The organism is Pseudorhizobium banfieldiae, assembly GCF_000967425.1.
In the GTDB taxonomy this organism is placed as follows: domain Bacteria; phylum Pseudomonadota; class Alphaproteobacteria; order Rhizobiales; family Rhizobiaceae; genus Neorhizobium; species Neorhizobium banfieldiae.
The window spans coordinates 2,339,246-2,364,991 of sequence record NZ_FO082820.1 but is presented as its reverse complement, the minus strand read 5'-3'; the positions used below and the strand labels follow the sequence as shown (position 1 = coordinate 2,364,991).

At 63.9% G+C, this 25,746-nt stretch carries 28 protein-coding genes; 9 read left to right on the top strand and 19 right to left on the bottom strand.

Going from position 1 to position 25,746, the window contains the following annotated elements:
• The first annotated feature begins 81 nt into the window (after positions 1-81).
• A complete protein-coding gene (locus NT26_RS11570) occupies positions 82-753 on the top strand; it encodes a tetratricopeptide repeat protein (RefSeq protein WP_052638966.1) in 672 nt (223 codons plus the stop codon).
• 34 nt (positions 754-787) lie between these two features.
• A complete protein-coding gene (der, locus tag NT26_RS11565) occupies positions 788-2,218 on the top strand; it encodes a ribosome biogenesis GTPase Der (RefSeq protein WP_052638965.1) in 1,431 nt (476 codons plus the stop codon).
• Positions 2,219-2,231: 13 nt separating this feature from the next.
• Here the strand turns inward: der and NT26_RS11560 are convergent, their stop codons facing one another.
• Entirely contained in the window at positions 2,232-3,281 is a 1,050-nt protein-coding gene (locus NT26_RS11560; protein WP_052638964.1) for a glycosyltransferase family 4 protein, read from the bottom strand.
• Positions 3,282-3,380: 99 nt separating this feature from the next.
• Complete coding sequence (locus tag NT26_RS11555; protein ID WP_052638963.1) at positions 3,381-4,292, bottom strand: sugar kinase; 912 nt, start codon at positions 4,290-4,292, stop codon at positions 3,381-3,383.
• A gap of 160 nt (positions 4,293-4,452) precedes the next feature.
• On the opposite strand from NT26_RS11555, the gene bglA reads away from it, so the two are divergent.
• Complete coding sequence (gene bglA, locus NT26_RS11550) at positions 4,453-6,099, top strand: beta-galactosidase BglA (protein ID WP_244467694.1); 1,647 nt, start codon at positions 4,453-4,455, stop codon at positions 6,097-6,099.
• Between the two features lie 54 nt (positions 6,100-6,153).
• Here the strand turns inward: bglA and NT26_RS11545 are convergent, their stop codons facing one another.
• Positions 6,154-8,025, bottom strand: coding sequence for a HAMP domain-containing methyl-accepting chemotaxis protein (locus tag NT26_RS11545; RefSeq protein ID WP_052638961.1), 1,872 nt, complete (start codon positions 8,023-8,025; stop codon positions 6,154-6,156).
• Positions 8,026-8,530: 505 nt separating this feature from the next.
• On the opposite strand from NT26_RS11545, the gene NT26_RS11540 reads away from it, so the two are divergent.
• The gene (locus tag NT26_RS11540; RefSeq protein WP_052638960.1) at positions 8,531-9,775 is read left to right on the top strand and encodes a glycosyltransferase; all 1,245 of its coding nucleotides are present in this window, start codon (positions 8,531-8,533) and stop codon (positions 9,773-9,775) included.
• 39 nt (positions 9,776-9,814) lie between these two features.
• Here NT26_RS11540 and NT26_RS11535 read toward each other — a convergent pair whose 3' ends face one another.
• From NT26_RS11535 to NT26_RS11520, 4 genes are all read right to left on the bottom strand, one after another.
• Entirely contained in the window at positions 9,815-10,231 is a 417-nt protein-coding gene (locus NT26_RS11535) for a GFA family protein (RefSeq protein ID WP_052638959.1), read from the bottom strand.
• A gap of 66 nt (positions 10,232-10,297) precedes the next feature.
• The gene (locus NT26_RS11530; protein WP_052638958.1) at positions 10,298-10,831 is read right to left on the bottom strand and encodes an SRPBCC family protein; all 534 of its coding nucleotides are present in this window, start codon (positions 10,829-10,831) and stop codon (positions 10,298-10,300) included.
• Positions 10,828-11,235, bottom strand: a complete 408-nt coding sequence (locus NT26_RS11525) for an ArsR/SmtB family transcription factor (protein ID WP_052642080.1) — start codon at positions 11,233-11,235, stop codon at positions 10,828-10,830. Before NT26_RS11525 ends, NT26_RS11530 begins: the two co-directional genes overlap by 4 nt.
• 75 nt (positions 11,236-11,310) lie before the next feature.
• Positions 11,311-12,237, bottom strand: coding sequence for an AraC family transcriptional regulator (locus tag NT26_RS11520; RefSeq protein WP_342023656.1), 927 nt, complete (start codon positions 12,235-12,237; stop codon positions 11,311-11,313).
• Positions 12,238-12,428: 191 nt separating this feature from the next.
• Between NT26_RS11520 and NT26_RS22765 the strand changes: the two genes are divergently transcribed.
• Positions 12,429-12,566, top strand: a complete 138-nt coding sequence (locus NT26_RS22765; RefSeq protein ID WP_156157141.1) for a hypothetical protein — start codon at positions 12,429-12,431, stop codon at positions 12,564-12,566.
• Complete coding sequence (locus NT26_RS11515) at positions 12,559-12,906, top strand: Atu4866 domain-containing protein (RefSeq protein ID WP_052638956.1); 348 nt, start codon at positions 12,559-12,561, stop codon at positions 12,904-12,906. The genes NT26_RS22765 and NT26_RS11515 overlap by 8 nt, the downstream gene beginning before the upstream one ends.
• A 53-nt stretch (positions 12,907-12,959) precedes the next feature.
• Here NT26_RS11515 and ade read toward each other — a convergent pair whose 3' ends face one another.
• The gene (gene ade / locus NT26_RS11510; protein ID WP_052638955.1) at positions 12,960-14,654 is read right to left on the bottom strand and encodes an adenine deaminase; all 1,695 of its coding nucleotides are present in this window, start codon (positions 14,652-14,654) and stop codon (positions 12,960-12,962) included.
• 125 nt (positions 14,655-14,779) lie between these two features.
• Here ade and NT26_RS11505 point away from each other — a divergent pair, with 125 nt between their 5' ends.
• Positions 14,780-15,025, top strand: coding sequence for a DUF982 domain-containing protein (locus tag NT26_RS11505; RefSeq protein ID WP_052638954.1), 246 nt, complete (start codon positions 14,780-14,782; stop codon positions 15,023-15,025).
• 57 nt (positions 15,026-15,082) lie between these two features.
• Positions 15,083-15,760, top strand: a complete 678-nt coding sequence (locus NT26_RS11500; protein ID WP_052642078.1) for an SDR family oxidoreductase — start codon at positions 15,083-15,085, stop codon at positions 15,758-15,760.
• A gap of 11 nt (positions 15,761-15,771) precedes the next feature.
• On the opposite strand, the gene NT26_RS11495 is transcribed toward NT26_RS11500, so the two are convergent.
• The 3 genes from NT26_RS11495 to NT26_RS22380 form a co-directional block, all read right to left on the bottom strand.
• Positions 15,772-16,161, bottom strand: a complete 390-nt coding sequence (locus NT26_RS11495; RefSeq protein ID WP_052638953.1) for a cupin domain-containing protein — start codon at positions 16,159-16,161, stop codon at positions 15,772-15,774.
• A gap of 111 nt (positions 16,162-16,272) precedes the next feature.
• Entirely contained in the window at positions 16,273-17,379 is a 1,107-nt protein-coding gene (locus tag NT26_RS11490) for a branched-chain amino acid ABC transporter substrate-binding protein (RefSeq protein WP_052638952.1), read from the bottom strand.
• 244 nt (positions 17,380-17,623) lie between these two features.
• Complete coding sequence (locus NT26_RS22380; RefSeq protein ID WP_244467693.1) at positions 17,624-17,968, bottom strand: LysR substrate-binding domain-containing protein; 345 nt, start codon at positions 17,966-17,968, stop codon at positions 17,624-17,626.
• A 59-nt stretch (positions 17,969-18,027) separates the two neighbouring features.
• Here NT26_RS22380 and NT26_RS11480 point away from each other — a divergent pair, with 59 nt between their 5' ends.
• Entirely contained in the window at positions 18,028-18,600 is a 573-nt protein-coding gene (locus NT26_RS11480; protein ID WP_052638950.1) for a sodium-dependent bicarbonate transport family permease, read from the top strand.
• 90 nt (positions 18,601-18,690) lie between these two features.
• Here the strand turns inward: NT26_RS11480 and NT26_RS11475 are convergent, their stop codons facing one another.
• From NT26_RS11475 to NT26_RS11440, 8 genes are all read right to left on the bottom strand, one after another.
• Positions 18,691-19,101, bottom strand: coding sequence for a carboxymuconolactone decarboxylase family protein (locus NT26_RS11475; protein WP_052638949.1), 411 nt, complete (start codon positions 19,099-19,101; stop codon positions 18,691-18,693).
• Between the two features lie 11 nt (positions 19,102-19,112).
• Positions 19,113-19,925, bottom strand: coding sequence for a cyclase family protein (locus tag NT26_RS11470; RefSeq protein ID WP_052638948.1), 813 nt, complete (start codon positions 19,923-19,925; stop codon positions 19,113-19,115).
• Between the two features lie 204 nt (positions 19,926-20,129).
• On the bottom strand, positions 20,130-21,458 hold the full coding sequence (gene aptA, locus NT26_RS11465; protein ID WP_052638947.1) for an omega-aminotransferase AptA: 1,329 nt from the start codon (positions 21,456-21,458) through the stop codon (positions 20,130-20,132).
• 171 nt (positions 21,459-21,629) lie between these two features.
• On the bottom strand, positions 21,630-21,950 hold the full coding sequence (locus NT26_RS11460) for an ArsR/SmtB family transcription factor (RefSeq protein ID WP_052638946.1): 321 nt from the start codon (positions 21,948-21,950) through the stop codon (positions 21,630-21,632).
• Between the two features lie 94 nt (positions 21,951-22,044).
• Complete coding sequence (locus NT26_RS11455) at positions 22,045-22,806, bottom strand: HugZ family pyridoxamine 5'-phosphate oxidase (protein WP_052638945.1); 762 nt, start codon at positions 22,804-22,806, stop codon at positions 22,045-22,047.
• Positions 22,803-23,861 (bottom strand): choline ABC transporter ATP-binding protein, encoded by a 1,059-nt coding sequence (gene choV, locus NT26_RS11450; RefSeq protein ID WP_052638944.1) that lies wholly within the window; start codon positions 23,859-23,861, stop codon positions 22,803-22,805. The genes NT26_RS11455 and choV overlap by 4 nt, the downstream gene beginning before the upstream one ends.
• Positions 23,858-24,718, bottom strand: a complete 861-nt coding sequence (gene choW / locus NT26_RS11445; RefSeq protein WP_052638943.1) for a choline ABC transporter permease subunit — start codon at positions 24,716-24,718, stop codon at positions 23,858-23,860. The genes choV and choW overlap by 4 nt, the downstream gene beginning before the upstream one ends.
• Positions 24,719-24,793: 75 nt before the next feature.
• A complete protein-coding gene (locus NT26_RS11440) occupies positions 24,794-25,729 on the bottom strand; it encodes a choline ABC transporter substrate-binding protein (protein ID WP_244467692.1) in 936 nt (311 codons plus the stop codon).
• Between the last annotated feature and the right edge of the window lie 17 nt (positions 25,730-25,746).

The window sequence follows — 25,746 nt, the reverse complement described above, 5'->3', positions numbered from 1 at the left end:
CTTACATCATGCGGAAAATGCGCTAGAAGGCGCCTTTCCGCATGATCGATGATGATGGGCCCTGCGGGGCCGGAGACTTTGATGGCGCAAGACAACGACAGCTTTATCCGCGAGGTGAACGAGGAACTGCGTTCCGACCAGTTCAAGAACGCCTGGAGCCGCTACGGCAAAATCGCCATCGGCGTCGCCATCGTCATCGTGGTCGCCACGGCCGGCTATCGCGGCTACGAGTACTGGCAGTCACACAACGCATCCCAGTCGGGCGACCGCTTCCTGGCGGCGCTGAACCTTGCTTCCGAAGGCAAGCACGACGAGGCGCTGGCGGCTTTCCAGGCGCTCGAGCAGGATGGCACCGGCGATTATCCCGTGCTGGCGCAGATGCGCGCGGCAGCCGTTCTGTCGGAGAAGGGAGATACGGCCGGCGCCGTGGCTGCTTTCAAAGAGGTGGCGGCCAATACTGCGGCACCGGACGCCATGCGCGACGTGGCGAAGCTCAGGGCTGCCTGGCTGCTGATCGACACAGGTACTTATGAAGAGGTTTCCGCCGAGGCGGAGGTGCTGACCGGGGGCAACCACGCGCTGCGCAATTCCGCGCGCGAGGCGCTGGGGCTTTCCGCCTACAAGGCCGAGGACATGGCGCGCGCGAAGGAGTGGTTCCAGGCGATCGTCGACGACGCGACCGCGCCACGCAATGTCGAAAGCCGCGCGCAGATCATGCTCGACAACATCGCCGCATCCGGCAAGGCGCCCTAAGTCCCGCAAAGGGAAGGGCTGAAGGAATAGACGCATGAGCTTCACCGTCGCGATCGTCGGACGCCCGAATGTCGGCAAGTCCACGCTGTTCAACCGGCTGGTGGGAAAGAAGCTCGCGCTCGTGGACGACACCCCGGGCGTGACCCGCGACCGCCGTCCAGGCGATGCCAAGCTCGTCGACCTGCGCTTCACCATCATCGATACGGCTGGGCTCGAAGAGACGGGACCGGACACGCTGGAAGGCCGCATGCGGGCGCAGACCGAGATGGCGATCCAGGAAGCCGACCTGACGCTCTTCGTCGTCGATGCCAAGATGGGACTGACGCCGCTCGACAAGACCTTCGGCGAACTCTTGCGCCGCAGCGGCAAGCCGGTGGTGCTGGTGGCCAACAAGTCCGAGGCGCGCGGCTCCGACGGGGGCTTCTACGACGCCTTCACGCTGGGGCTCGGCGAGCCGGTGCCGATCTCGGCAGAACACGGGCAGGGCATGATCGACCTGCGCGACGCGATCGTGGAAGCCATCGGCGACGAGCGTGCCTTTGCCGGCGAGAACGACGAAGAGGCGGTCACCGACGTCAGCATCCCGGCCGGGGAACTGGAAGGCGACGAGGACGAGGAAATCGAGCCCGTCTACGACGACACGAAGCCGCTGCGCGTGGCCATCGTCGGGCGGCCGAATGCCGGCAAGTCGACGCTGATCAACCGCTTCCTTGGCGAGGACCGGCTGCTGACCGGGCCCGAGGCGGGCATCACCCGCGATTCCATCTCGGTGGAATGGGATTGGCGCGGCCGCACCATCAAGATGTTCGACACCGCCGGCATGCGGCGTAAGGCACGCGTGCAGGAGAAGCTGGAAAAGCTGTCCGTCGCCGATGCGCTACGGGCGATCCGCTTTGCCGAGACGGTGGTGATCGTCTTCGACGCGACGATCCCCTTCGAGAAGCAGGACCTGCAGATCGTCGACCTCGTACTGCGCGAAGGCCGGGCTGCCGTTCTCGCCTTCAACAAGTGGGATCTCGTCGAGCATCCGCAGGAAGTCCTGGCGGACCTGCGCGAGAAGACCGAGCGGCTCCTGCCGCAGGCGCGCGGCATCCGCGCCGTGCCGATTTCCGGGCAGACGGGCTACGGTCTAGACAAGCTGATGCAGAACATCATCGACACCGACAAGGTGTGGAACAAGCGCATCTCGACCGCCAAGCTCAATCGCTGGCTGGAGGGCGTGCAGGTGCAGCATCCGCCACCGGCGGTTTCTGGCCGGCGCCTCAAGCTCAAGTACATGACCCAGGTGAAGGCGCGGCCACCGGCCTTCATGATCTCCTGCACGCGCCCGGACGCGGTGCCGGAACACTATCTGCGCTACCTGACCAACGGCTTGCGCGCCGATTTCCAGATGCCGGGCGTGCCGATCCGCATCCATCTCAAGGCCTCTGAAAATCCTTTCGAATCAAGGAAGAAGCGCCGCTAGCGGAGAAAGGTCTTCAGGCTCCCGAGGCGCCGATGCGGCGGGGGGATTTTGCCATCGCCGCGCGTCGTACGTTGTCCAGGAACTGGCGCGTCGCGGCTTCCCAGGTGAAACTCCTTGCCAGCGCCCGAGCGTCTTCCCTCGAGCAGTCCAGCGCAGCAATACAGGCTTCCCGCAGATCCTCACGCAGCACGCCGGCCCGGCTTTGCGGTTCGATGATGTCGATCGGGCCGGTGACCGGATAGGCGGCGACGGGAACACCAGAGGCCAGCGCCTCGAGGATGGTGTTGCCGAACGTATCGGTGCGCGAGGGAAAGACGAAGACATCTGCCTGCGCATAGGCTTCGGCGAGTTCCGTCCCCGTCTTGATGCCGGTGAAGAGGACGTCCGGATAGCGCTGCTGCAGTTCTGCCCGCGCAGGCCCGTCACCCACGACGACCTTGGAGCCCGGCAGGTCGAGGTCGAGAAAGGCCGGCAGGTTCTTCTCAGGGGCGATGCGTCCGACGGTCAGGAAGATCGGCCGTGGCAGACCGAAGGGCAGGTGAGCCATCGGGCGCGGATAGAACACACCCTGGTCTATGCCGCGGCTCCACCGCCTGAGATTGCGCAGGCCCAATTTCGAAAGCTCGCGCTCCAGGCTGGCTGTCGCCACCATGCATCCGTTGCCGGCATTGTGGAACCAGCGCACGAAGGCCTGCACGCAGCGGATCGGCACGGGGAAACGGGCCGCCACATATTCCGGAAACCGCGTATGGTAGCTCGTCGAGAAGGACACCCTGTTCTTCAGGCACCAGCGCCGTGCGAGCAGGCCGAGCGGGCCTTCGGTCGCGATATGGACCGCATCGGGCGTGGACGCCTCAATGGCGCGCGCGACCTGCCAATAGGTCGCGACCGACAGGCGGATTTCGGGATAGGTGGGGCAGGGGATGCTGTGGAAGGTTTCCGGCGTCACCATGGTGACCTCCAGACCCATCCGCTCGAGGTGGCAACAGGTGTTCTGGAGAGAGCGGACGACACCGTTCACCTGCGGATACCAGGCATCGGATACGATCGTGATCTTCCTCAAGACGTCAGCCTCGCTCTGCGGGCGGCGACTCAGCCAGTCTGCGACGCCGGTGCGGGCATGCTAAAGCCGGGATTGTTACAGGCGGATGTCAGCCGGGGGTCAACCCGGCAGCAGCGCAGGATTGATCAGCGCGCCGTGGTGGCCAATGACCACGGAGGCGACGGCAGCACCATAGGCGGCGGCATCTTGCGGGGAAGCACCGCATACGAGGCGGGAGAGAAAGCCGCCGTTGAAGCTGTCGCCGGCGCTCGTCGTGTCGACCACCTGAGGAGCCGCGACGGCGGGTACGTATGTCCGGTCGCTGCCGAAGCTCAGCGTCGCGCCGTCTTCGCCGTTCTTGACGACGACGCCTTCCACGCCCAGGCCGTGGTAACGGGCGATGGTTTCCTCCACCGAGGAATCGCCGAAATGGGTGGTCTCGTCGTCGAAGCTCGGCAGGACGAGGGTCGCGGCGCGTGCGCCGTCGCTGATCGTCTTCAGCATCGTGTCCTTGTCGGACCAGAGCCGCGGGCGAATATTGGGGTCGAAGGCGACGCGCTTGCCGGCCGCCTTGGCGCGGCGCAGTTCCGCCAGAAGCGTGTCGTTCGCTTCCGGCGTCAGGATACCGAGCGTGATGCCGGAGAAATAGACGATATCGGCGGCCTCGATGCACTTGCGCAGGTGATCGGCATCATCGGCAAGCCTGCGGGCGGCGGCGGTATCGCGCCAGTAGCTGAAGGTGCGCTCGCCGTTCTTCAGGGTGATGAGGTAGAGGCCCGGCGTCTTGCCGGGGATGCGGCGGATCGCGTGGGTACCGATGCCCGCTTCCTTCATGAAGGTCAGCATCTCGGAGGACATCGGGTCATCGCCGAGGGCGGTGAAGTAATCGACCGTCCACTCCGCCGGCAGGCAGGCGCGGGCATACCAGGCAGTGTTGAACGTGTCACCGGCAAAGCCGCGGCGCAGCAGCCCTTCGCCCGCCTGCGACAGCTCGACCATGCATTCCCCGATGGATAACAGACGTCCCGCCACGCGCTCTCTCCCCTCAACAGTGTGGGGTCTGGCAATATTCTGAACTTCCCGCCAAGGCAAGCTGGCCGAACTCCATCAGGGTACGCTCGGAATGGGTTTGTCTTTTCGTGCCGTGGCTCTAGGTTGCCATCGCGACACGAGACAGGAGGCCGGAATGGCAATGGACAGAAGCAGGGTGGAAGACGCAGACTGGTGGCGCGGCGCCGTGATCTACCAGGTCTATCCGCGCTCCTTCCAGGACACCAATGGCGACGGGATCGGCGACCTGAAGGGCATCACGCAGCGGCTGCCCCATATCGCCTCGCTCGGCGTCGACGCGATCTGGCTGTCCCCCTTCTTCACCTCGCCCATGGCGGACATGGGCTATGACGTCTCGAACTATTGTGACGTCGACCCGATGTTCGGCACGCTTGCCGACTTCGACGAGATGATGGCGGAGGCGCATCGCGTCGGGCTGAAGGTGATCATCGACCAGGTGATCAGCCACACCTCGGACAAGCATCCGTGGTTCGTGGAGAGCCGCGCCAGCCGCACCAACGGCAAGGCCGACTGGTATGTCTGGGCCGATCCCAAGCCGGATGGTACGGCGCCCAACAACTGGCTGTCGATCTTCGGCGGGCCGGGCTGGGAATGGGACGGCGTGCGCAAGCAATACTACATGCACAACTTCCTGACCTCGCAGCCGGATCTCAACTTCCACAATCCGCAGGTGCAGCAGGCGGTGCTGGATGCCGTGCGCTTCTGGCTCGACCGCGGCGTCGACGGCTTCCGTCTCGACACGGTGAACTATTACTTCCACGACAAGCACCTGCGCGACAACCCGCCGATCATCTACGATGCGGAAACGGCGGGGCTGGAGTCCGACACCAATCCCTATTCGATGCAGAACCACCTGCACGACAAGAGCCAGCCGGAGAACATCGAGTTCCTGAAGCGGCTGAGAGCGCTGATGGACAGCTATCCCAACCGTACGACGGTGGGGGAGGTCGGTGACGGACCTCGCTCGCTGACGACGCTGGCGATTTACACGAGCGGCAACGACAAGCTGCACATGTGCTACACATTCGACCTGCTGGGGCCGGCGTTTTCCGCCCGCTTCATCCGCCGCGTCGTCTCGACCTTCCAGGACACGGTGGTGAACGGCTGGGTGTGCTGGGCGTTCTCCAACCATGACGTGGTGCGGCACGTGACGCGGTTTGCCCAGACGCCGGCGGAGCGCGAGCAGGTGGCGAAGCTCTCGATCAGCGTGCTGGCCGCACTGCGCGGCTCGATCTGCCTCTACCAGGGCGAGGAACTGGGGCTGACCGAGGCGGAGCTTGCCTTCGAGGACCTGACCGACCCCTATGGCATCCGCTTCTGGCCGGCCTTCAAGGGGCGTGACGGCTGCCGCACGCCCATGCCCTGGGAGGTGCAGAAGCATCATGCAGGTTTCACCGACGCGGGCCGCTCCTGGCTCCCCGTGCCGCCGGAGCATTCCGCCGCCGCTGTCGACGTGCAGGAACTGGACCAGGACTCAGTGCTGCACCACTACCGGCAAGCGCTGGCGTTCCGGAAGGCGCACCCACCGCTCCTCGATGGCGAGATGACTTTCGTCGACACGCACAACCTCGACCTCCTCGCCTTCATCCGCGAGCGGGACGGCGAGCGGCTGCTCTTCGTGTTCAACCTCACTCGCGAAGCTCAGGATTTCCCGCTGCCGATGCCGATGCGGAACTGCCTGCCGATCCCCATGCCGGGCTTTGCGCCCGAGGTGGACGGCGGAGTGGTCAAGCTTTCGGCGCTGGATGCGTTCTGCGGGAGGGTTTGAGGCAGGATAGCTACGCCTCGGGTTCTACCCGAGACGTAGCCAGGCATTGCCGATTTAGCCGGCCATTGCCTTGCGTTCGAAAGATGCGATGTTCATCGTGCGGCTCTGGTTCTGCGACGACTCCCCGCCGATCCTGAACTGCGACAGCAACTGGAACAATGCGCTCGATTCCGAGGCAAGGCTATGGGCGGCCGCTGTCGCCTGCTCGACCATTGCTGCGTTCTGTTGCGTGCCCTGATCCATTGCGTTGACTGCCGTATTGATTTCCTTCAGCCCGCCGGCCTGCTCCCTTGACGATTGGACGATAGCGCCGACATTTCCGTCCACCTGCTGGACCTGGACCACGATCTGTTCGAGCGCCGCACCCGTTTGTCCCACCAGCGCAACCCCGTTGCGGACGTGGCCGTTGGATGTGTTGATCAATTCCTTGATCTCCTTTGCCGCCTGAGCCGACCTCTGAGCAAGCTCGCGGACCTCCTGGGCGACGACGGCGAATCCCTTTCCGGCGTCCCCCGCGCGTGCGGCCTCAACGCCGGCATTCAAGGCTAGGAGATTGGTCTGGAAGGCGATTTCGTCGATGACGCCAATGATGTTGCCAATCTCGGTTGCGGATGCTTCGATCTTGCCCATCGCTTCGACGGCGTCGCGTACAACACGACCGGAATGCTCGGCATTCTCCTTCGTCTGCCGAACGAGTTGCCCCGCTTCCTGGGCGCGGCTGCTGGAATCGGTTACCGTGGTGGTGATCTCTTCCAGCGCAGCCGCTGTCTCTTCGACCGAGGCAGCCTGCTGTTCCGTCCGTCTGGCCAGATCGTCGGAGGCAGAGCGGATTTCCGCTGCGCCGGCCGCTATCGCGCTGGCGTTCTGGGCAACATCCTGCATCGCTCCACGAAGTTTCCCGACAGCCTGATTGAAGTCGATCCGGAGCTGGTCCAGTGACGCATGGAACGGTGTCGTGATCTGCCGCGTCAGGTCGCCGTCCGCGAGTGCCTGAAGTGCTGCAGCCAGTTGCTCGACCACCCTGTCAGTCTGCTTAGCAAGCTCCTCGCGCTCCAACGCCTCGGCTTCGATCCGCTGACGCTCCTCACCCGCGCGCCGCGCCTCGTTGTCGGCATCCCGTGCGGCCTTGGCAGCAATCGCGTCACGCAGTGAGGCAACAGCCCGGGCCAGCATGCCGATCTCGTCCTTGCGACCTTCAAGGGTGCGGTCGCCTTCCAGGTCACCTTCCGCCATCGACTTCAGGGAGCGCTGAAGCTTGTCCAGCGGGGAGACGATCGATCGGGCGGTATAGGCAGCCACCAGGATCGCGAGAAAAATTGCGACGCCAAGCGCGGTGAACGCGAGAGAGTAAAAACCGCTTGCCGCGCTACGCACGTCCGCGCCGATCGACTTGTTCAAAGCTTCCTGGTAATCGATAAACTTGTTGATCGCTCCGAGCCAGTCAACGAACAACGGACGTGCCTGCTCCAGCAAAATCCCGCGGGCCGTTTCTCCGTCGCCTTGCCCTTGAAGGGCAATGATCTTGGCGACCAGCGGGTTCGTTTTTGATTGAATGTCCGCAATTTCACCGAGGATGGCCGTTTCCTCGGCCGAGGAACCGGTGGCCATCATCTCGGACATCTTCTTCTCATTCTCCGCGTAGGCGGCGGCCAGCTTTTCGATCAGATCGATGGCTGCCCGGCGCTCCTCCTCGGAGGCGACCAATGTAACGTCCCGGATCGCGATCGCGCGGTCATGGACAGAGCCGCGATAGTTGATCGCGTAACGCTGTTTGACGCTGTTGACATCGTTGATCACTTCCAGATCAGCGTCGATCATCGCGACTTCCTCGGTGGCATAGATCGTCAGGCCCACCATCAGAAGGAGCAGGAACCCGAAACCTGCTGCTAGACGCGCAACGACACCAAATGTTCTCATGCTTCTCATGCCCGTTCCCCTCTTGAGAATCTGTCGCTGACACATCGTCGGGACAGCGCAGAGGGGCCAGGAGATGCTGCGTCTGTTACCGCCTCGGCCCGCCCGCACGCCTCTACGGAAGAGCAGTGTAAAGCGGGATGGTTAAATTTAGGCAAATGTTGTAAATGGTTTGCTAACCAGTGGGCCGAGGCCTCTGATTCCGATATCCTCATGCCGCAGGACGACGCGCCGGCCTGGTCCTGACTTCGAGAGGGGAAGCATCAAGCCGAAGGTGCCGATCACGACCATCATGAGGAAGCCGAGAAGGGTAAGCCGCACAGGATGTCGAAACTCGGATCTCACGCTTGTCGGGACTGCGTCTTAGCCGTCATGGGATCCGGCTAGCCAGTCGGTAGCGGCATAGGAAGTGTCGAACCCGGTGTGGCGATTGCGGTTGGCGGAGCAACGCTCGTCCCTCGCGCTGGCTAGCGCTGTTCGATCGATCAGGCTAGGCTGGCACGAGAGGGAACCCCACATGCGCATTTCCATCCACACGCTTGGTACGCGCGGTGATGTCCAGCCGTATCTCGCCCTGGCGCTTGGGCTCCAGGCGCATGGGCACGAGGTGCTGATCGTGGCGCCGGCGCAATTTGCTGACATGGCGAGTGCACGAGGTCTCGCATTCGCGCCGCTGCCGGCGGAGTTCCTGGCGATCCTCGAGTCACCCGAGGCAAAGGCGATGATCGGCCGCTCCGGGGCTGGCTTCGGCGCCGGCTTCAAGCTGCTAAAGCATTACCGTCACCTGGCGCGGAGCCTGCTCGATGCGGAATGGGCGGCGGCACGGGATTTCGCCCCGGATGCCATCATTCATCATCCCAAGGCTCTGGGAGCACCTCATATTGCGGGTAAGCTCGACGTCCCGCTTTTCCTGGCCTCGCCGCTGCCGGGGTTCACGCCGACCTCGCAGTTCCCGACGCCGATCCTGCCGTTTGCCTCGCTTGGGCCGCTCAACCGGGCAAGCCATGCCCTGATGATTCACGGCAGCAAGATGCTTTTCCCGGGCACTGTTCGTGCATGGCGTCGCGAGGTGCTGGGGCTGGATTCAAGGAGCAAGCCTCCCGAGCTGTTGGGTACGCTCTACGCCTACAGTCCCCATGTTCTCTCCAAGCCGGGTGACTGGGGGGCGGAGGTGGCGGTGACCGGCTACTGGTTTCTCGACAGCCCGGATTGGCAGCCTGACCCGGATCTAGCAGCGTTCCTCGCGGCAGGCGAACCGCCCATCTATGTCGGCTTCGGGAGCATGCCTGGCACCGATCCCACACGATTGACCGAGTTGGTGGTCGATGGCCTGCGCCGCGCCGGCAAGCGCGGACTGCTCGCGACAGCGGGCGGCGCGCTGGGCAATGCTCAGGCTTGCAATGACGTGCATGTCATTGCCGGCGCACCCCATGACAGGCTGCTCCCACACGTCCATGCGACGCTCCACCATGGCGGGGCCGGGACGACGGGTGCCGCGCTTCGTGCCGGCAAGCCGACTGCACTCTGCCCCTTCATTGGTGACCAGCCGTTCTGGGCGCGTCGGGTTGCCGAGCTGGAGGTGGGCCCGGAGGCGCTCGACAAGCGGAAGATGACGGCGGAAGACCTTGCCACGGCTTTTCGGGCGATGGATGACCCGGAGATGCGACGCCGCGCCGCCGATCTCGGCACCGCGATCCGGGCGGAAGAAGGCGTCGCCGTTGCGGTTCACTTCGTGGAGCAGAGGCTGGCGGGCTTCGGTTGAAAAGGCGCCGCTGGTGGCCGGCCTTCGCTCCCGGGACACTTACCCTGCCGGCGGCATGCGCGGGAAGCTGGCGGCGGTGGGGTCGACGTGGTCCCATGCCTGGGCTGCCTCGGTCCAGGTGACCAGTGTCGGCTTGTAGTGCTCCGGCTGATCCAGGCTTGCGGGGCGGAGGATGAAGATATCGGGCGTGGCCGGGAAGGTCATGAAGACGGGAGAGCCACAGGTCGGGCAGAAGGCCGGGCGCTTGAGGGTGCCGCCGTCGCCGGTCATCTCCCAGGCAGAGGTGCTGCCATGGATTTCCACCTCCGCCGCCATGAAGACCATGTGCGACTGGTGGCCGGTCCCGCTCTCGCGCTGGCACTGCCGGCACTGACAATCGACCATGGCGACCGGCTCGCCGGATACATTGTAACGGACAGCACCGCAGGCGCAGCCGCCGGAATAGGAAGTGCTCATGGCATTTTCTCCTGGCGTGTGCCGGCTTCCGGCGGGGCTGCCCCCGCGCGGAAGCCGCAGCGGCTCTCAGGCCGGGATGCGTTGCTCGTATTCCTGCCTGAGACGGTTCCAGCCCGCCCAGAAGGATTCCGGCGTCGTATCACTGAGGCGGGCGGTCAGGACATCGAGATGCAGGTGCCAGCCGGCGCCGACCATCACCATGTTCGAGCGATCGGAGATGCGCCGGTGTGTGATGGTCAGAAGGATCTCCTTGCCCGCCGGCTGAAGCTCGAAGGAGACTTCTCCACCCGGTGGCCAGGAAAAGGCCAGCCGATGGGGTGGATCAAAGGCAATGATCTCGCTCTGCATCGTGTGCTCGGCGCCGAAGCCATCCGGCCTCTCATCAGAGCTGTCGCTCAGCTCGTCGTTCCGCCAGGTGAGGTCGAAAGGTCGGCCTACCTCCTGGGGCATGATACCCGAGGCGAGCCACTGTCTGCGCAGGTCGCTGTCCGTCAGATAGGTCCAGATCCGTTCGGCGGGACCGGGGAGCTTCCGCTGTATCGTCAGGGTCATGGGGCCGGTAACCTTGCCATAACCGTTCATGGGGCTCATGTCGTTCATTGCTCTTCTCCCGTTTCTGTTTCTTCCGTGGAAGGGGCTGCTGATGTCGGCGGGGCCGGGGCCTTCGAGGCATTGGCATCCTGCGTGCGCAGGAGGCCCTCGAGGATGTCGAGCCTGTCGCTCCAGAACCGTTCGTAGAAGGCAAGCCATTCATGGGCAGTGGCGAGCGGCCCGGGCTCGAGCCGGCAGATATGCGTCCGCCCGTTGATCTCCCGGCGGATCAGGCCGGCGCCTTCCAGCACCTTGATGTGCTTGGAGGCCGCTGCAAGCGACATGTCGTGCGGTTCCGCCAACTGGCCAACGCTTCGCGCTCCCGATGACAGTTCCCGCAGCATGCTGCGGCGCGTGGCGTCGCTCAGGGCGTGGAAGACGGAATCGATCCGTGTGTCTAATAATTCAACCATGTGGTTGAAGATGCGCGTTGCAAGAGTGACTGTCAACCGTTTGGTTGAATTTTGTCCCTACAGATAGCCTGGAGGTCAGGTCTCGGCGAACCGCTCCGGCTCCTGCCTCAACCGCGCGACGTCCTGGATGGGAGGGGCGCCGAAGAGGCGGCGGTATTCGCGGCTGAACTGCGAGGGGCTGTCATAGCCGACGCGCTGGGCCGCCGTGGCGGCATCGACCGCGCTCGTCAGGATCAGGCGGCGGGCCTCCTGCAGACGAAGTTGCTTCTGGTATTGCAGCGGGCTCATGGCCGTGACGTCGCGGAAATGCTGGTGCAGCGAGGAAGGGCTCATGCGGGCTTCCGCCGCGACCTGCTCGATGGAGAAGGGGGCGGCGTAGTTCTGGCGGATCCAGGTGATCGCGCGGGTCACCTGCTGCAGACGGCTGTCCGGCATCAGCATGCGGCGCACCTTGTGGGCCTGCGGCCCGCGCAGGAGACGGTACATCAGTTCGCGTTCGGCAAGCGGAGCGAGGTAGGCGATATCCTCGGGGCTCGCCAGAAGACGAAGGAGCCGCAGCGCGGAGTCGAGGAATTGCGGCGAAGTATCGGCCAGGCAGACTCCCTTGCTGCAGCCGCCCGCCGGCTCCCCCGTTGCCGGAGTGATCTCCATGAACATCTCGCCGAGCGCCGGTAGATCGAGATCGAGACGCATGCAGAGATATGGCTTTTCCGGGGTCGCCTCGATGATCTGGCCGGTGACGGGCAGGTCAACGGAGACGACGAGATGCTTGGCGGGGCCGTAGACATAGATTTCGTCTGCCAGCATCACCTGCTTGGAACCCTGCACGACGATGCAGAGCGCCGGATGCTGCAGTGTCTGGCACGGCTCTGTCTGCCGGGAAAAGCGAATGAGGGAGAGGCGCGGGATGCTCGTCTCGAACACGCCATCGTCGCTGGTGTTTTGTGCAATGATAGCGGAGAGCTCGTCCAGCTGCGGCATGTGGGTCGGCGTAGGGAGCAATGGAATCTCCGAAGTTGCAGCGCTTTTCTGCGATAATCAATACGTTCGGTCCAGGCGCGAAGGAAGCGGAAAATTACCGTCTCGGAGAATCGTGCAATCACTTCGGAGCTTTTGTCTACCGCCTGTTGCCGTAGATGCTCCATATTCCGCCTCGTCCGAACGAGCCAACCCGGACAGAAATGGAGATGGTGATGGACAATTTCCAGCGTCTACTCGAAACCCCATTCCGCTGGCTTGCCGGTCTCGGCGGCCGCCTTTTGCGGCTGATCGGCCAGGCGCTTTCGCGGCGCCAGCAGCACTCTGTCAGACGGAAATACATGAATGGCTGAGTGTGGCCTTCGCCACCACCTCGCCCTGGCCGCCTTTGCCGCGGCCTTCGTATTCATTGCCGGCGTGACGGCATTCGCCGCCGACGGGAACCAGGAGATAGCCATGAGCAAGCACCCCTATGTCGGCCTGTGGGTCAGCCAGGACGACTACATCCGCTACGAACTGCTGCCGAACGGCCGCTATTTCGAATCCCACGGCTTCCGCGAAAGGGTCTATCACGGCGAGTACCGCGTGACCGGCGATCACATCGACTACAAGGATGACAGCGGCTTCATCGCCGACGGCGAGTTCCGCAACGACGTGCTGTATCACGCCGGCGTGCGACTGATGCGGGCGTAATTACGCATCAATCAGGACGAAGGGAAGGCCGGCCGATGCGCCGGCCTTTCTCGTTAGATCAGTTCGAACCGGTCCACATCCACCATGCCCTTGTCGGAGATTTTCAGGTGCGGGATGACGGGCAATGGCAGGAAGGCGACCTGGAGGAAGGGTTCCTCCAGCGTGGTGCCGAGGGCGTAGGCGGCTTTGCGCAAATCGTGCAGCGTATCGCGGACCACTTCATACGGCTCGAGGCTCATCAGCCCGGCGACGGGAAGAGCGATTTCGCCCGTGACCTTTCCGTCTTCGACCACGACGAAGCCGCCCTTGATCTCCCCGAGGCGATTGGCGGCGAGCGCCATGTCGTCCTCCGAGACGCCGACGACGCAGATGTTGTGGCTGTCGTGGCCGACGGTGGAGGCGATGGCACCCTTCTTCAGCCCGAACCCCTGGACGAAGCCGTTGGCGTGGTTGCCGTTCCTGCCGTGGCGCTCGATGACGGCAACCTTGATGATGTCGCGGTCGAGGTCGACGCCGGTCTGGTTGCCGGCGGCGGGCAGGCGGTAACGGCGGTGTTCGGTGATGATCTTGCCGGGAAGGACGCCAATGACCGGCGTTTCGTTCTCGCTCACGGGCACGCCGAAGTGCATGGCCTGCACGGGACGCGCCTTGACGCTGTCAAGACCAACGGGTGCGACAGGCTTTCGGGTGGCGAAGATAGCGTCGGTGACACGGCGGCCGGCGGCGAAGACCATCTCCGCCTTGCAGTTCTCGAGGCTATCGATGACGACGAGGTCGGCCCGCCAGCCGGGAGCGACGTGGCCGCGATCGCGCAGGCCAAAGGCGCGGGCGGCGGAGATGGAGGCGGCGCGGTAGACGGCGATGGGCTCCACGCCGTTCGCGATGGCTGTGCGGATCATGTAGTCGAGATGGCCCTGCTCGGCGATGTCGAGCGGATTGCGGTCGTCGGTGCAGAGCGCCAGGAAGGGCGAGAGCCGCTCGGTCAGGATCGGCATCAGGGCTGCCAAGTCCTTGGAGACGGAGCCCTCGCGGACGAGGATATGCATGCCCTTGCGAATCTTTTCGAGCGCCTCTTCCGCCGTCGTACACTCGTGATCGGTGCGGATGCCGGCGGCGAGATAGCCGTTCAGGTCATTGCCGCGCAGGAGCGGCGCATGTCCGTCGATATGGTCGTCCCAGAAGGCGTCGAGCTTGGCCAAACAGCCGGGGTCCTTGTGGATGACGCCGGGGAAGTTCATGAACTCGGCAAGCCCAATCACCTTTGGATGGTCGCGGAAGGGCAGGAGCTTCTCGACCGGCAGGTCTGCGCCAGCGGTTTCCAGATGTGTGGCGGGGACGCAGGAGGAGAGCTGGACGCGGATATCCATGATCGTTTGTTCAGCGGAATCCAGGAAGAAGCGGATGCCTTCCTCGCCGAGCACATTGGCGATCTCGTGCGGATCGCAGATGGCGGTGGTGACGCCGTAGGGCAGGACGCAGCGGTCGAATTCGTGCGGCGTGACCAGCGAGCTTTCGATGTGAAGGTGCGTATCGATGAAGCCGGGGACGACGATGCGGCCGGTGATGTCGATCTCGGTTTTGCCGGCATAGTCGCCGCAGGTGCCGACGATGCGCTCGCCGCAGATGGCGATGTCGGAGGCGACCAGTTCGCCGGTGACGAGGTCGAAGAAGCGGCCGTTCTTCAGGACGATGTCGGCCGACTCACGCCCGGTGCCCTGGTCGATCAGCTTTTCGAGGCGCTGGCTCATGTCGGTTCTCCGCATTGTTCTTCTGGAGCGTTCTAGGGGCTGCGGGGCGTCGGGGGAAGTCTGCGGCGGCGTTTGCGAGCCAAAACCGCTGGATGCGGCAGGGCGGATCGACTAAGGGACTGCGGATGAGCAAGTCCTGGAAAAATCCCGTGCTTATCTCGATCGGCGAGCCGCCGGTGGAGACAGTCATCGATAGCGTACAGGCGGCCTCCTGGGCCATGATCGAGGATTGGCCGCTGGACGAGGGGCCGGCACTCGACAAGGCGCTTCATGCCTGCACCGGCGTGATCGAAGGCAAGCGCAAGTCGGAGGATGCACGGGCGGCCTTCGTCGCCGCGGCGGAAGAGGCGGGAATCCTGGTCCGGGCGTAGACGGCGGCGGCACACGCGACGCTCGACATCAGGCCGTCGGTTCCTATGTCACGCCAGATGAAAAGAGCGATCGTGACAGGTGGTGCCGGCCTCATCGGCACAGGTTTATGCGCAGCCCTCCGGAAAGCTGGCTTCGACGTGGCATCCTTCGACTTGGAGCAGGGGCCGGAGGAGACGCGCCAGATCCACTGCGATGTCGGTGACGAGACGTCAGTCGCCGGCGCCTTCGAGGAACTCGGCTGGGACAGCTTGGACCTGCTGGTCAACAATTCGGGGATTTCCGGGCCGGACAACGGGCCGATCTCGGAGTTGTCGCTGGAGGATTGGCGAAAGGTGACCGACAGCCACCTGACCGGCGTCTTTTTGATGACGCGTTCGGCCGTTCCGCTGATGGGCGAGGGTGCGTCGATCATCAACGTGGCATCCACCCGCGCCTTCATGTCGGAACCGCAGACGGAAGCCTATGCGGCATCGAAGGGCGGGCTCGTGGCCCTGACCCATGCACTCGCCGTCAGCCTCGGGCCGAAGATCCGCGTCAACGCGATCGCGCCGGGCTGGATTTCCGGCGAAGAGGATCTGCGGCCGGTCGACCACGAGCAGCATCCCGCCGGGCGCGTCGGACGGCCGCAGGACGTGGCGGACGCCGTGCTCTATCTCGCTTCCGCTGGTTTCGTGACAGGCCAGGTGCTGGTGCTCGACGGCGGCATGACGCGAAAGATGATCTACGCGGAGTAAAGCCTGAGAGGTCAATCAAGGTCCGTCTGTATCCAACGCGGCGAGTGGTGGATGTCGATCGTCTGCAGCCGGTCCTGCCCGATATTCTCGAAGCGGTGCGGAACGCCGGCGGGCCCGAGGACGGCTTCTCCCGCGCCGGCCTCGATGACCTCGTCACCGACGAAGAACCTTGCCCTGCCTTCGACGACGACAAAGGTCTCGTCATAGGGATGGACATGCAGCCGCGGACCTTCCCCCGGTGTGTCGTTTCCATAGGCGAGAACGGTTACCTCTCCACCGATCACCTCTCCGGCAAGAAAGCCGCGCCAGGGACCACCCGCCCCGGCGTCGAAGACGACGCCCTTTGCCGCGACGCGTCCGTCCGCCCTCACGGTCTCGGGATCAAAATCTCTTCGCGACATCGAAACTCTCCCCCCGCTGTGGTTCTTCGGTAGGATGGCAGCGACCAGCCCGCCCGCCAACGAAAAAGCGGCCGTCTCCGGCCGCTTTTTCGTTGTGCAGATGGCTTGTCGTTACTCGACGGCGACGATCTTGCCGTCTTCCCACTTGAAGAGCGAGAAGCTCTGCGAGGTGAGGTCGCCGGTTTCGCCATAGGTCACTTCGCCGATGGCCGTCTTGATCGCCTGTCCGTCCTTGAGTGCTGCCGCGACAGCTTCGGTGTCTTCGGCGCTACCCGCCTTCTCGATGCCGGCCTTGATGACCTCGACGGCCGCATAGGCATTCAGCGTGAAGGCCTCGGCCGGGATGTTCTTGGCGCCGAGAGCATCGGCAGCGGCCTTGGAATCGGGGTTCTTCGTCGCGTCCGTGGCGTTGGTGAAAACGGTGCCCGCGGCCTCCTCGGTCGCAATGTTCCAGTACTCGCTGTTCGACAGGCCGTCGCCGCCGATGATCACCGCATCAACGCCGGCATCGGCGAGCTGGCGCGCGAGCAGGCCGGCTTCCGGGTGGTAGCCGCCGAAATAGATGAGCTCAACGCCATCCGACTTCATGCGGGTGGTCAGTGCGCTGAAATCCTTGTCGCCCGGGGTGAGGGCATCGTTGAAGACTTCCGTCACGCCGCCGGCATTGAGGGTCGCCTTGAAGGCGTCGGCAAGACCCTTGCCGTACTGACCCTTGTCGTTGATGATGGCGATCTTCTTGTCCTTGTGGTTTTCCAGAACATAGTTCGCCGCCACTTCAGCCTGCTGGTCGTCGCGACCGCAGGTGCGCAGCACGTTGGTGAGGCCGCGGGCGGTCAGGTCCGGTGCGGTCGCGGTGGGCGTGACCATGAGGATGCCGTTTTCGGCCAGGACGTCAGATGCCGGGATGGCGACACCCGAGGTGACGGGGCCGACCACGAAGCGCACGCCTTCCCCAACAAGCTGGTTGGCGGCGGAGACGCCCTGCTTCGGCTCGCCGGCGTCGTCGGCGATCTTCAGCGTGACCTGCTCACCGTTGATGCCGCCGGCCTTGTTGATCTCTTCGACGGCTACTTCGGCGCCGTTCTTGACCTGCTCGCCATAGGCGGCGACCGGGCCGGTCAGCGGTGCGATGAGGCCGATGACGAGTTCGGCATGGGCGAGGGGGGCGAAAGCCAGCGAGGCGAGCATGGTCGCGCCGGCGAAAAGTTTCCGGTTCATCTTGGTTCTCCTTCTAGGGTCGAAGACCCGTCAATCCGCACCTCATCCGCAGCGCGTCGACCGGAAGAGGTCGTGCCAAGACACGCGGCCGGTGCAGGCTTCAATCCGGCGCGCCATGTTTGGCTGCGGCGCGGACCTGAAGAAGTGGTAGAGCGTCCCCGGAGGCTTCGCAAGGATATTGCCGAAAATCTGGGCGTTTGACGCCATCGCTGCTGAAGATTTGATCGGACAGCGCTGAGCCGAGCTACTTGAAAAGTCCTTCGGCTGCGGCTTTGCCCAGAACGGCCAGCCGGCGGTAGTGCTCGCTCCGCACGCTGCCCCGGCGCCAGAAGAAGCCGATGGTACGGGAGCCGGGCCAGCCATCGACACGAAGCAGATGCACGTTCTGCTCGCCCTGGAACTCGGACCGGACATAGAGTTCCGGAAAGAGCGAGAGGCCCATGTCGATCGACACCATCTGCCGCAGCGCGTCGAGGCTGGTGCCTTCGTAGTCCTCGACCAGATGAGCGCCGGAGGCGCGGGCGAGGTCGCGGACGGTATCCAGGAGGCGATGGCCGCGGCCGAGGGTGAGGAGCGGCTCGTGCGCCAGCGAGGCAAGGTCTACCGTTTCCCGGCCGCCCAGCCGGTGTCCGCGGGGAACGCCGAGAAATGGAGGCCCCGGCGATCCTGACGGCGCTGTGGCTCATCCTGCGGCATCCTATGCCGGGAGCCGATCCCGCGATGGCGCAGAGCCGGCAGAAGGCGGCGCTACGGGATGTCATGCTCAACGTCACCATCGTCATCCTGATCGGAGCCTTCGCCATTGGTGCGGTGACCGGGGAGAAGGGGCTGGGCGAGCTTTCCGGCTTCGTCATCGACCCGTTCCGCGGCGTGCTCTGCCTCTTCCTCCTGGACCTCGGTGCCGTGGCGGGAAGTGGCATCCGCAAGGAGTGGCGGCTCCTGTCTCCGGGGCTTCTCGGGTTTGCGCTGGCCATGCCGCTCATCGGTGCTTCGCTCGCGCTGGTGCCGGCATTGGCTGCCGGACTATCGGTGGGGAATACAGCGCTTCTCGTCACGCTCGCCGCCAGCGCGTCGTATATCGCCGTACCCACCGCGATGCGGATCGCGGCACCTGATGCACGGCCGGAGATCTATCTCAGCCTGTCGCTGGGGCTGACATTCCCGTTCAACCTCGTTGCTGGCCTGCCGATCTACGTCCAGCTGGCAAGCCTCGGCGCCTGAGAACGAAGCGGAAAGGGTGGCCCAACGGCCGCCCTTTCGGGATTCGGGAGGCTTTGTTCAGATGTTGCTCTTCCGGATGCCGGCGTCTCGTCAGCCCTTCGTCTCCTCGGTGTCGAAACGCGCATCGACCGGTACGCCGAGCGCCGTCGCAAGCGCATTTGTCTGGCTCGCCATGGCAATGACCGCCATCAGTTCAGCATGCATTGCCGGTGTCATGCCCTTGGCCCTAGCCGACGCCGTATGTGAATGGACGCAGTAGCCGCAGCCATTGGCGGTGGAGACGGCGACATAGATGAGTTCCTTCACCAGCGGATCGAGCGCACCGGGAGCCATGACGGACTGGATCCTGTCCCAGATCGACTTAAGCTGGGCGGGGTCATGGGCAAGCGCCCGCCAGAAATTGTTGACATAGTCGGTGCCTCGTGCCTCGCGGATTTCGTTGAAGACGGCGAGCGCTTCGACGCTCGCCTCTTCGTCATTCAGCAGTGGAACGACGGCCATCGGATCTTCCTCTAGACCAGTGCCAGGACGCGAGCCGGGCCGCCGGTGCCGCCCCTATGCTTCGGCGCGCCAACGACGATCGTCGCGCCCTTGACCGGAAGCTCTTCGAGATTGGCCAGCGCCTCAATGCCGTAGCGGCCGGCGGGCAGCCATGAGTTGTGGACGGCGAAGTCTGCCGAATTGCCGGGGTCGAGCGATAGCGTATCAACGCCGATGGCCACGACGTCGAGCGTCAGCAAGAGGTCAGTCGCCGACTTGCCAAAGCCGGGGAAGGCAAAATTGCCCGCTTCATCATTGCGGAAGGAGGCTTCCTTGACCTTCTTTGCCCAACCGGAACGCAGGGCGACGATGGCCCCTGCCGGAATTTCGCCATTGGCACTGATCCAGGCTTCGATATCGGCGGCCTCGACCGCGGTGTTAGCCTCTTCCCTTGCCCGATCCGTGATGTCGACGATGACAAGCGGCGCCACGAGTTTTTCCGGCTCGATCTGGTCGACGCTGGTGCCGTCGGCGCTGAAATGGAAAGGAGCGTCGATATGCGTGCCGGTGTGCTCGAAGATGGTCAGCTTGTGAAGCTGGTAGCCGTTCTGGGCGAATTCAACGGCCCATTCATACTCGATCCCCGGGTTGCCGTCGAAGGTCAGGAACGTCGAATCATAGGCATGGGTGAGGTCGACGACCTTGCTGGTGGGCTGGGCGAGGACCTCGCGTGGCGTGCTCGTCGCGACCATGGCGGCAGCCCCGGCGAAGGCTGCTCCCTTGAACAGCGACCGGCGCGACAGCATGTTTCGCTTCACGTTTTCGATGACGCAGTGATTGCACATTGGAATTCCCCTCTTCTTAGGCTTTGCGCCGCCTGAGAGTAATCCAGAACCGCCGGGGAGCAAGGCCGTCTCGACGAAGGTGCGTGCAGAGGGAGGAAGAGGTTCCTCAAGTGAGCGCTAAGAATGAAAAGAGGCCCCGCAGGGCCTCTCGATGGTGCAGACCTTGGGCCGGAATCCGAACTGGCGGATGCCGGGCGAGACGGTTCAGATGTTTGACTTCAGGATCTCGCGCAGCTTGCCGAAGATCTCGTCGATATGGTGCTTCTCGGCGATCAGCGGCGGAGACATGGCGATGATGTCGCCGGTGGTGCGGATCAAGAGACCGTTCTCGTAGGCCTTGAGGAAGGCGGAGAAGGCGCGCTTGGTCGGCTCGCCGGCGATCGGATCGAGTTCGATCGCGCCGATCATACCGATGTTGCGGATGTCGATCACGTTCGGCAGGTCCTTCAGCGAATGCAGGCCGTCCTCCCAGTAGGGCGCCATGTCGCGGGCCCGGTCGAAGAGGCCTTCCTCCTTGTAGGTTTCCAGCGTTGCGAGGCCGGCGGCGGCGGCAATCGGATTGCCCGAATAGGTGTAGCCGTGGAAGAACTCGATCATGTGCTCCGGGCCACTCATGAAGGCGTCGTGGATCTCGGAGCTGACGAGAACGGCACCCATCGGGATGACCCCGTTGGTAAGGCCCTTGGCCGTCGTCATGATATCGGGCGTGACGCCGTAGTATTGCGCGGCGAACGGCGTTCCCATGCGGCCGAAACCGGTGATGACCTCGTCGAAGATCAACAGGATGCCGTGCCTAGTGCAGATATCGCGGAGCTTCTGAAGGTAGCCCTTCGGCGGAATGAGGACGCCGGTGGAGCCGGCCACCGGTTCGACGATGACGGCGGCGATGGTCGAAGCATCATGCAGGGTGACGATGCGCTCCAGCTCGGAGGCGAGGTCGCCACCATGTTCGGGCTCGCCGCGGGTGAAGGCATTCTTGCCCGGCTGATGGGTGTGCGGCATGTGGTCGACGCCGGTGAGCAGCGTGCCGAACATCTTACGGTTGGCGACGATGCCGCCGACGGAGATGCCGCCGAAGTTGACGCCGTGATAGCCGCGCTCGCGGCCTATCAGGCGGAAGCGCGAACCGTTGCCCTTCACGCGATGATAGGCGAGGGCGACCTTGAGAGCGGTGTCGACCGACTCGGAGCCGGAATTGGTGTAGAGGACGTGGTTCAGGCCTTCCGGTGCGATGTCCACCAGGCGATTGGCAAGCTCGAAGGCCTTCGGATGGCCGAGCTGGAAGGCGGGAGCATAATCCAGTTCGCCTGCCTGTTCGCGAATCGCCTCGGTGATCTTCGGCCGGCAGTGGCCGGCATTGACGCACCAGAGGCCGGCCGTCGCATCGAGAACCTGGCGCCCGTCATGCGTCGTATAGTGCATATCCTTTGCACCGACGAAGAGGCGCGGCTCCTTCTTGAACTGGCGGTTTGCCGTGAACGGCATCCAGAACGCGCGAAGATCGTTCGGCGTGGTGTTGAGGCGGTTGGACATGACATGCTCCCCGTCCGGCAGAGGCCGGCTTTTTTGACTACGTGGTCAAATTATCAGGGGGCGTTGCGCCGTCAAGCGTGGCGACTCGCCCATCAGAGAGTGGTGTCACGCGAGATCGAGGCACAGGCGGCGCTTCAGAACGCCTTCTGTGTCGTCATGTCAGCGCTATCATCAGGCGGCTGCGAACTTGGCCTGAAGCGGCGTGCAGTAGATATCCTCGAGCGATTCGAGGATCTTCAGCACGGCCGGTGAAGAGCAGGAATAATAGATCGTCTGGGCATCGCGCCGCGTCTTGACCAGTTTCTGTGCCCGCAGCTTCGACAGATGTTGAGAGAGAGCCGACTGGCTCAATCCGACGCGAACCGCCAGCGCACCGACCGCGACTTCTCCCTTGACGAGGCAGCAAAGGATCATCAGGCGCTTCGGGTTTGCCATGGCAGAAAGCAAGCCGGCGGCGGCGAGCGAATGCTCGGAAAGTGGCAGCATGTCCATAAGTCTTTATTTCCCCTCGAAGCGGGAACGCTTCAATAATGCCCTTGAACTGGAAAGCCAAAGATTAACAATTGTAAACGAGCCTTGTATATCCCTAAATTTCGGGTCGGGAACCACTTCGTGGGCCCGTTTCAGCAATTTTTGAAATCGTTGTAAACGCGGCGTCCGGCGACGAAACCGGCCTATCGAACTCATATCGGACCTGTAAATCCCCCGAAACGAGGTCGAAACCGGCCGGATCGGCTCCGGCGAAACGCGATTTCGCGGATTTCGGCGCCGAGATCGCCTCTGCCACTGTCGCGGCAAGTTCCTGCATTTCCCGCAGTTTTGCCTGCAGCACCTGCCATTCGGCGACGTCGATCGGAATCGGCATGACGAGGTCGCTACCGGGCAGAGCGTAGGCGCGACCGAAGCCGCCGTTCAGCGAGGCAGATTGCGGTTCGAGGCGGAAGAACCGGAAGTCGGGGAAGTCGATGTAGAGGGACGCCTTGGGGTGGCGGTCGAGAAAGCGTTGCCGGAGGCGGTCATGAACCTCATCGCCGCGAGGAACGGAGGCGGCGCGGCATTGCAGCGTGATGCGCGGATGCGCCAGGGGATCGCCCTTGCCGAGTTCTCCTGCAAGGAGCGAGCAGCGGGGATCCGCCAGCAGGGCCTTCGTGTGGGTCGAGAGCGAGGAGGCGAGGATGACCGGGGTGCCGTCGAGATCGGTTGCCGTCAGCGCGCGGCTGGCGGACGGGAAGCCGGTTTCGGGATCGATGACTGCCAGAGCCATGTGCCGGGCGCCGCGAACCAGGGTGCGGGCGAGGCGCCGCGCCTCCTCGTCGGTCTCACGCAGGACTGCCGGCTTGTCGGTCATGTCGCGTCATCCCTGTGCCGGTGCCGGGTCAGCCCATGGATGACGTCGTCGGCCGAGATCGTGCCGATCACCATACCCTTCTCGACCACGCCGACCACGCCCGGCTGGCGTGCCAGCGCGTCGAGAATATCGACGAGGGGGGTCTCCCGGGGGGCGGTGGCGGTCACGCCGTTGCCCGATCGGGTTTCGGCAACGCCCGGTCGCATAACATCCCCGGCAGTCAGCATGGCGATCGGGTTCATGTTCTGGACAAAGTCCGCCACATACTGGTTGGCGGGGGCGCGGACGATCTCCTGTGGTGTCCCGCACTGGATGATGCGGCCTCCATCCATGATGGCGATGCGGTTGCCGATGCGGAAGGCCTCGTCGAGGTCGTGGCTGACGAAGAGGATCGTCTTCTTCAGCCGCCGCTGGAACCCGAGGAGTTCGTCCTGCAGGCGGGTGCGGATCAAGGGGTCAAGGGCCGAGAATGGCTCGTCCATCAAAAGGATCGGTGCGCCGGTGGCAAAGGCGCGGGCGAGACCGACACGCTGCTGCATGCCCCCGGAAAGCTCACCGACCCTGCGGTCCGCCCATTGGTCGAGGTTGACCAGTTCGAGCTGCTCGGCGACGCGCTTGCGGCGCTCCGCTTCCCGGACGCCCGCGAGTTCCAGGCCAAAGCCGACATTCTCCTCGACCGTGCGCCATGGCAGGAGCCCGAACTGCTGGAACACCATGGAGACGGTATGGGTCCGCAGCCTGCGCAAGGTCTTCGCGTTCGCCCTGTAGGGGTCGATCGGCCCTTCGGGCGTCGTCACCTCCACCTCGCCGCGCGCCACGGGGGCGAGCCCGTTGACGGCGCGGAGGAGGGTGGATTTGCCCGATCCGGAGAGGCCCATGAGAACGAGGATCTCGCCCTCCTTCACCGACAGCGAGGCATCGGCCACGCCAACGACGATCCCCGTCTTTTCGCTGATCTCGTCCCGGCTCATGCCCCGGTCGATCAGTTCGAGGATGCGTTGCGGCTTTTCGCCGAAGACGATGTCGATGTTCCTGAAGACGACTGCGTCGGTCACGTGGCGTCTCCGGAGGCGGGGCGGAACATCCGGTCGAGGATGATCGCCAGGATGACGATGCACAGGCCGGCCTCGAAGCCGCGGGCGATATTCACCGTGTTGAGAGCGCGCACGACGGGGACGCCCAGTCCGTTGGCGCCGACGAGGGCGGCGATCACCACCATGGAAAGCGATAGCATGATGGTCTGCGTCAGCCCGGCCATGATCTGCGGCATGGCGTAGGGCAGTTCCACCTTGCGGAGCACCTGGCCCGGCGTGGCGCCGAAGGCGATGGCGGCCTCGGTAAGTGCTGCAGGGGTCGAGACGATGCCGAGCCGGGTGAGGCGGATGGGGGCAGGAATGGCGAAGATTACCGTCGCGATGAGGCCGGGTACCATGCCGAGCCCGAAGAGGATGAGTGCGGGAATCAGGTAGACGAAGGTCGGGATGGTCTGCATCAGGTCGAGGACCGGGCGCATGACCTGGTAGATCCATTCGCGGCGGGCGGCCATGATGCCGAGCGGCACGCCGACAAGCATGCTCACCGTGGTTGCGGCGACGACGAGAGCAAGCGTCTCGGTGGTTTCCTTCCAATAGCCCTGGTTGATGATGAGAAGCAGGCCGAGAACCGTGAAGAGCGCGATGCCGATCGAGCGGCGAAACCACCAGGACAGCGCTGTCATGGCGGTGACGATCACCAGCGGATGGGGGGTCTGGAGCACGTAGAGCAGCGCATCGATGACGGTGGCAAGCACGCTTGACAGCCAGTCGAAGAACCAGGCGCCGTTGTCCGTCAACCAGTCGACGAACTGTTTCGCCCACGTGCCGAGACGCAACTGGCCGTCGTCGTCTACGAGCCATTCGGGAAGCCAGGTCACGCGATGCTTGCCTCTTCCGTAACTGTTGCGGGAGAATTGGAAAGCGGGCCGCCGTTGGCGACCCGCGGAAGATCGTCAGAGGCCGAGTTCAGCCTTCACCGCAGCCACAGCGTCGCCGCCGTCCTTTGTGGTCACACCCGCGAGCCAGGGAGTGACGGCGTCGGGATTGGCCTTGAGCCAATCCTTGGCGGCATCTTCGGCATCCTTCCCGTCATCAAGGATGGCGCTCATGATCTCGTTTTCCATCGCCAGGGTGAACTTCAGGTTCTTCACGAAGGCGCCGACATTGGGGCATTCTTCGGCATAGCCGGCGCGCAGGTTGGTGAAGATCTCCGCACCACCCAGGTTCGGGCCGAAGATGTCGTCGCCACCCGTGAGATAGGTGAGATCGAAGTTGGCGTTCATCGGATGCGGTTCCCATCCGAGAAAGACGACGGGCTCTCCCGCCTTGTCTGCCCGCGCCACCTGCGCCAGCATTCCCTGCTCGGAGGATTCGACGACTTCGAAATCCTTGAGCCCGAAAGTGTCGTTCTCGACCATGCCGAGGATCAGGCGATTGCCGTCATTGCCGGGTTCGATGGCATAGATCTTGCCGCCCAGCTCATCGCTGTGTGCCGCGATGTCCTTGAAATCCTTAATGCCGAGTTCGGCGCCCTTAGCGTTGGTCGCCAGGGTGTATTTTGCACCCGTCAGGTTGGGGCCGTAGGATTCAACGGACTTGTCTGCGCGATAGGGAGCGATATCGGCCTCCATGGTCGGCATCCAGTTGCCGAGGAAGACGTCGATGTCCTTGTTCTTGAGCGAGCTGTAGGTGACCGGAACCGAGAGAACCTTGATGTCGGTCTCATAGCCGAGTCCTTCAAGGATGACCGAGGCCGTGGCCGTGGTGGCCGTGATGTCGGTCCATCCGACGTCGGAGAAACGGACCGTCCCGCAGGATTCGGGCTCCGCTGCATGGCCTACCTGGGTCAGGACCAGCAGCGATACGGCTCCGGCAAGCAGGATCTTCATCGGATGGTTCATGGTTG